The 5284-nt window shown below is 63.4% G+C and carries 5 protein-coding genes and 2 pseudogenes; 6 read left to right on the plus strand and 1 reads right to left on the minus strand.

The features are described 5' to 3' along the window. The 3 genes and pseudogenes from proA to EN893_RS17490 form a co-directional block, all read left to right on the plus strand. Positions 1–375: pseudogene (gene proA / locus EN893_RS17480) on the plus strand (gamma-glutamyl-phosphate reductase); the annotation flags it as partial. A 27-nt stretch (positions 376–402) separates the two neighbouring features. Continuing rightward, the gene (locus EN893_RS17485; protein WP_236383241.1) at positions 403–1035 is read left to right on the plus strand and encodes a nicotinate-nucleotide adenylyltransferase; all 633 of its coding nucleotides are present in this window, start codon (positions 403–405) and stop codon (positions 1033–1035) included. 68 nt (positions 1036–1103) lie between these two features. Beyond that, the gene (locus tag EN893_RS17490) at positions 1104–2387 is read left to right on the plus strand and encodes an MFS transporter (RefSeq protein WP_127267096.1); all 1284 of its coding nucleotides are present in this window, start codon (positions 1104–1106) and stop codon (positions 2385–2387) included. 9 nt (positions 2388–2396) lie between these two features. On the opposite strand, the gene EN893_RS17495 is transcribed toward EN893_RS17490, so the two are convergent. Beyond that, complete coding sequence (locus tag EN893_RS17495) at positions 2397–3248, minus strand: mechanosensitive ion channel domain-containing protein (protein ID WP_127267095.1); 852 nt, start codon at positions 3246–3248, stop codon at positions 2397–2399. Between the two features lie 242 nt (positions 3249–3490). On the opposite strand from EN893_RS17495, the gene rsfS reads away from it, so the two are divergent. The 3 genes and pseudogenes from rsfS to EN893_RS17510 all read left to right on the plus strand — a co-directional run. Next, complete coding sequence (gene rsfS, locus EN893_RS17500) at positions 3491–3868, plus strand: ribosome silencing factor (RefSeq protein WP_013529073.1); 378 nt, start codon at positions 3491–3493, stop codon at positions 3866–3868. 27 nt (positions 3869–3895) lie between these two features. Beyond that, entirely contained in the window at positions 3896–4378 is a 483-nt protein-coding gene (rlmH, locus tag EN893_RS17505) for a 23S rRNA (pseudouridine(1915)-N(3))-methyltransferase RlmH (RefSeq protein WP_127267094.1), read from the plus strand. Between the two features lie 124 nt (positions 4379–4502). Continuing rightward, positions 4503–5284 (plus strand): annotated as a pseudogene (locus EN893_RS17510) (hypothetical protein); the annotation flags it as partial.

The raw sequence follows: 5284 nt of genomic DNA on the forward strand, positions 1-5284 counted from the left end.
GTGCTGAAAGTGTTTTTCGATGCCAAGCCGGCGATCGATGCCGACTGGGTGACTGAATATCTCGACGCCATCATCGCGGTGAAGCTGGTCGACGGCGTTGCCGGTGCCATCGAGCATATCGAGACGTTTTCCTCGCATCACACCGAGGCGATCGTCGCCGAGGACGCGCAAGCCGTCGAAAGATTCTTCAACGAGATCGATTCGGCGATCCTGCTGCACAACGCATCGACGCAGTTCGCCGATGGCGGTGAGTTCGGCATGGGCGCCGAGATCGGCATAGCCACCGGCAAGATGCATGCGCGCGGACCGGTCGGCGTCGAGCAGCTGACCTCGTTCAAATACCGCGTGCGCGGGTCGGGACAGGTGAGGCCTTGAATCTTTTCGTTGTCAGAGCCTGAGGCAATGCTGGCATCTTCCGAACCGGCGGTACCCTCCCGTTACCTGAAGATGCCGCATGCCGAGAAAGGCCTCGCCGTCGGCCTGTTCGGCGGCTCGTTCAATCCGCCGCATGCCGGCCATGCGCTGGTCGCCGAGATCGCGCTCAGGCGCCTGGCGCTCGACCAATTGTGGTGGATGGTCACGCCGGGCAATCCGCTGAAGAACACCAGGGAACTGGCGCCGCTCGGCGAACGGCTGCAGCTGTCGGAGCAGATCGCCAAGAACCCGAAGATCAAGGTCACCGCTTTCGAAGCCGCCCATCACGTCCGCTACACCGCCGACACGCTGGCGCTGGTCAAGGCGCGCAATCCCGGGGTCGACTTCGTCTGGATCATGGGTGCGGATAGTTTGCGCGATTTCCACCGCTGGCAGCGCTGGCGCGAGATCGTCATGACCTTCCCGATCGCCGTCATCGACCGCCCGGGCGCGACGCTGTCGTTCCTGTCCTCCGTCGTCGCCAAGACCTTCGACTATGCCCGCATCGACGAGGGCGATGCGCCGCGGCTTGCCCGCATGAAAGCGCCGGCCTGGACCTTTATCCACGGCCCGCGCTCGTCGCTGTCATCAAGTGCGATCCGCAAGCTGGCGAAGGGGTGAGCCCGACCGCCCGCCCATGTCGCTTTTATCGCTCCCTTTGCCCGTTTCATGGGCAATCCTGAGCAGGCATGTCGATTCCCAGGAAAACCCGCAGCGAAGCCGAGCAGGGCGCCGAGCCCACACCGCTGATCGCGATTGCCAGCGTCATCGTGTCGATGGCACTGATAGCCGTCGGCAACGGGCTGATGTTTGCCTATATCCCGGTTCGGCTCGGCGCCGAGGGTTTCGATCCGACCTGGGCCGGACTTATCATCACCGGACTTTCGGCCGGTGGGCTGGCGGGCTGCATCCTGACCGGACCGCTGGTGCGAAGGGTCGGCCATGCCCGTGCCTTCATGGTGTTGTCGGCGCTGATCGCACTCGCCAACGCCGCCGTCGGCGCCGGGGTCCATCCGCTGCTGTGGATAGCCGCCCGCGCGCTCTACGGCTTTGCCATCTGCGGCCTGTTCATCGTCGCGCAGAGCTGGCTGAACGACGCCGTTGCCAACGCCATCCGTGGCCGGGTCATGGCTTTCTTCTACGTTGCCTATGTCGCCGGGCTTGGCGTCGGCTACGCGACGCTGGCGCTGGTGGATATCAGGACAGCGGATGCGCCGCTGATCGGCATCGCCTTCACGGCGCTATCGATCCTTCCCGTCGGGATGACCCGACTTGCCCAGCCGCCGGCACCGCAGGCGGCCTCGGTGGCGCTGCGCCGCGCCTGGCGGGTTTCACCGGTCGGCGTCGCCGGCATGCTTGCGGTCGGCGGCCTGTCAATGTCGATTGCGGGCTTCGCGCCGATCCACGCCACGGCCAAGGGCTACAGCCAGGCCGATGTGGCGCTGCTGCTTTCGGCGATGCCTCTCGGCACGCTGATCCTGCAGATCCCGCTTGGCTGGATTTCTGATCGAACCGACCGCCGCTATGTGCTGATCGCCGCATCCGCGCTCGCCATGGTCGCCGGCGTATTTGCGCTCGGGTACGATGGCGGCGCGTTGGCCGCGTTGGTTGTGATCTATATCGTGTGGGACGGCGCCTCGGAATCGATCTATTCGCTGGCCAGCGCACATGCCGCCGACCGCGCCGGCAAGGACGACATGGTGGCGCTGTCCAGTTCGCTTTTGTTTGCCTGGTCGCTGTCGGGTTTCGTCGTGCCCGGCATCGTGACGGCGCTGTCGGCCGTCTTCGGAACGCAGGCTTTCATCTATGTGGCTGTTCTCATCGCCGCTGCCTTCTGCCTGTTCGTGCTTTTGCGTGTGTTCACGACGCGTGCGGTCCCGGTCGGTGAAACCGGCAGTTTCGCACCGATGACGGCGCAGGCGCCTTTGCCGGTCGAACTTGCCTTCGCACCGGACGATGAGGGCCGGCACTGAGCCAACCGACTATTGCCGGCGGGCTTCGGGTTGGGGCGCTTCCGGCGGCGGCAGCGGGATCGATATGCCTTCGCTATCGAATTCCTGTTTGGCGCGCTTGGTGAGATCAGTCTGGGTGGCGAAGAAGTCCGCCGACGATGTCCAATAGCGCAAGGCAATCGAAACAGTGCTGTCACCCAATGTCGAGACGAAAGCGATCGGCGCCGGCTCACGTTTCACTCGCCGTTCGGCCGCGGCAGTGGCAAGCAAGGTTTTCTGCGCCCTGTCGATGTCGTTCCAGGAGCCGATGGAGAGTGTGATGTCGCTGCGGCGTACGCCGTTGCGCGAGAAGTTGCGCACCGGCTGGTTCCACAACGTCGAGTTGGGCGCCAGGATGTAGACGCCGTCGGCGGTCCTGAGCTTGGTCGCGAACAGACCGATTTCCTCGATCGTGCCGGCGATCGAACCAACCTCGACGGATTCGCCGATGCGGAACGGCCGCAGCGCCAGAAGCATGATGCCGGCGGCGATGTTCTGCAGCGTGCCCTGCAACGCCAGACCGATGGCGAGGCCAATGGCACCGATCGCGGCAATGATCGAGGCCGTCTGCACGCCGAACTGGCCGAGCACCATGATGGTGACGAGGATCAGGATGGCGTAGCGGACGATCTTGGAGAAGAAATGCCGCAACGTCGCATCGAAACCATGGATATGGCCGAGACCGGCGAAGATCGAACGTTCGGCAAGACCGGCGACGATGTAGCCGACAATCAAGAGGATGACGGCACCGATGGCCGAGAAGGAGTACGAAACAATCAGCGTGCTCAGTTGGGCGAGGCCAGCCTGGACGCTGAGAAAGGCGTTTTGCGGGTCGATCGGCATGGGGGGAATCCGGTTGGTCGGTGAGCCGATAACCCATGCGGGCGGTGAGGGTTCCGATCTTTTCCGGCGTGCAGCGGAACCACAAGAGCGACAATACGTTCGTGCGAGGCAGGGTCCCGTCTTGAAACTGTCAGGGAACTCTGCCTATCTAAGTGGTGTCACCTGCTTCAAGGGGTGATTTGGTTGTTCTTGCTGCGAAAGGAAATACACTGAGAACAGCACTGCGGAAGAAGGCCGATATCATGCCTTCGCCGGCCAGGATCAGCGTAGACGACGCCGTGTCCCGCGCCATCAAGACAGTCCTTGCCAGTCTGGAAGACTCCAAGGCCGAAAACATTGTCTCCATCGACATCCAGGGGAAATCGAGCCTCGGCGACTACATGGTCGTCGCTTCGGGCCGATCGCACCGTCATGTCGCGGCTGTCGCCGATCATCTTCTCAAAGCGATCAAGGATGCCGGTCTCGGCACCGCGCGCGTTGAGGGGCTGTCCGGCGCCGACTGGGTCCTGATCGATTCTGGCGACATCATCGTCCATGTCTTCCGCCCCGAAGTCCGCGAATTCTACAATCTCGAAAAGATGTGGCAGGCGCCGGACCTCGAGGAAGAAACGCTCCACTAAGTCGTTCGCGCGGCTTACAAGGCGAGGATGAAGATATCAGTTCATGCCGTGGGCCGGATGAAAGCCGGCCCCGAAAAGCTGCTTGCCGACCGCTATTTCGAGCGCTTCGCCAAGAGCGGCCCGGCCGTGGGGCTTGAATTTGGCGGCATTGCCGAGATTGCCGAGGGGCGCAGCCAGACCGCCAACGAGCGCCGGCGTGAGGAAGGCCAGAAACTGCAGACGCAGTTGCAGCCCGGCACCGCTTTGATCCTGCTGGACGAACGCGGCAAAAGCTTTTCCTCGGAAGATTTCGCCGGGCGCCTCGGCCTGTTGCGTGACGGTGGCCGCAAGGCGCTGGTCATCGCCATCGGCGGCGCCGACGGTCACGACCAGTCGCTGCGCGACCAGGCCGAACTGGTGATGTCGTTCGGATTGTTGACATGGCCGCATCAGCTGGTGCGCGTGATGCTGGGAGAGCAGCTTTATCGGGCGGCCACCATCCTTTCGGGACATCCTTATCATCGCTCGTAAACCGGTGAATTGGTGCAGTACACCCGGATTTCCGCCCCAATGCCGAGGCAAGATTGCATCGAGTGGGCGGTTTCGAACATGGTTGATTGTTCGTTAACGAAGCCACGCATAGAGTCGGGCTTCAATGTCTGAAGACAGAAAATCAAGAACGGGCTCCTGGCGCGCGCGCTGCGGCATCGCGGTGGCGGTGCTTGTGCTGTCGCTGCATGCGGGGCGGGCGGAAAACACGCTCGACATGGCTCCCGATCCGGATCAGAGCCGGGCCGAATATGAACGGGTCTCGAAGGAGATCACGCTGTCGTCGGAACGATTGGCCAAACTCTCCGCCGATATCGCGACGATCAAGAAGGATCACGCCTCGATCACCGCCGCATTGATCCAGTCGGCGATGACCGAGCAGAAGCTCGGCCAGGACATCGAGGACATCGGCGCCCGGCTGGAAGGACTGAAGGGCCAGGAACAGAAGATCCGCGCCTCGCTGATGGCGCGGCGCGACGTTCTGGCCGAAGTGCTGGGCGCGCTGCAGCGCATGGGCCTCAACCCGCCGCCGGCGATCCTGGTCAAGCCCGAGGACGCGCTGTCGTCGGTGCGCAGCGCCATCCTGCTCGGCGCGGTGGTGCCGGAACTGCGCCAGCAGACCGATAGCCTGCTTGCCGATCTCAAGGAACAGACCAGGATCACGGCGTCGATCGAGGCCGAACGGGCGCGGCTGACGGCGGCGGTCGGCGACCAGACGGCGGAAAAGAAGCGGCTCGGCATGCTGCTGGAGGCCAAGCAGAAGCTCGAAGCCGACACGCAGACGCAAATGGCCGCCGAAAAGCAGCGATCCGAAGCGCTGGCGGCCAAGGCCGGCAGCCTGAAGGAGTTGATCGCGTCGCTCGAAGCGCAGGCCGACAAGAGCCGCAA

This window comes from Mesorhizobium sp. M7A.F.Ca.CA.004.04.2.1, assembly GCF_004022825.1.
GTDB lineage: Bacteria > Pseudomonadota > Alphaproteobacteria > Rhizobiales > Rhizobiaceae > Mesorhizobium.

Excerpts from the sequence above, each read along its gene's own strand:
- EN893_RS17485 (WP_236383241.1), top strand. The coding sequence starts at position 403 with ATGCTGGCATCTTCCGAACCGGCGGTACCCTCCCGTTACCTGAAGATG.
- EN893_RS17490 (WP_127267096.1), top strand. The coding sequence starts at position 1,104 with ATGTCGATTCCCAGGAAAACCCGCAGCGAAGCCGAGCAGGGCGCCGAG.
- EN893_RS17495 (WP_127267095.1), bottom strand. The coding sequence starts at position 3,248 with ATGCCGATCGACCCGCAAAACGCCTTTCTCAGCGTCCAGGCTGGCCTC.
- rsfS (WP_013529073.1), top strand. The coding sequence starts at position 3,491 with ATGCCTTCGCCGGCCAGGATCAGCGTAGACGACGCCGTGTCCCGCGCC.
- rlmH (WP_127267094.1), top strand. The coding sequence starts at position 3,896 with ATGAAGATATCAGTTCATGCCGTGGGCCGGATGAAAGCCGGCCCCGAA.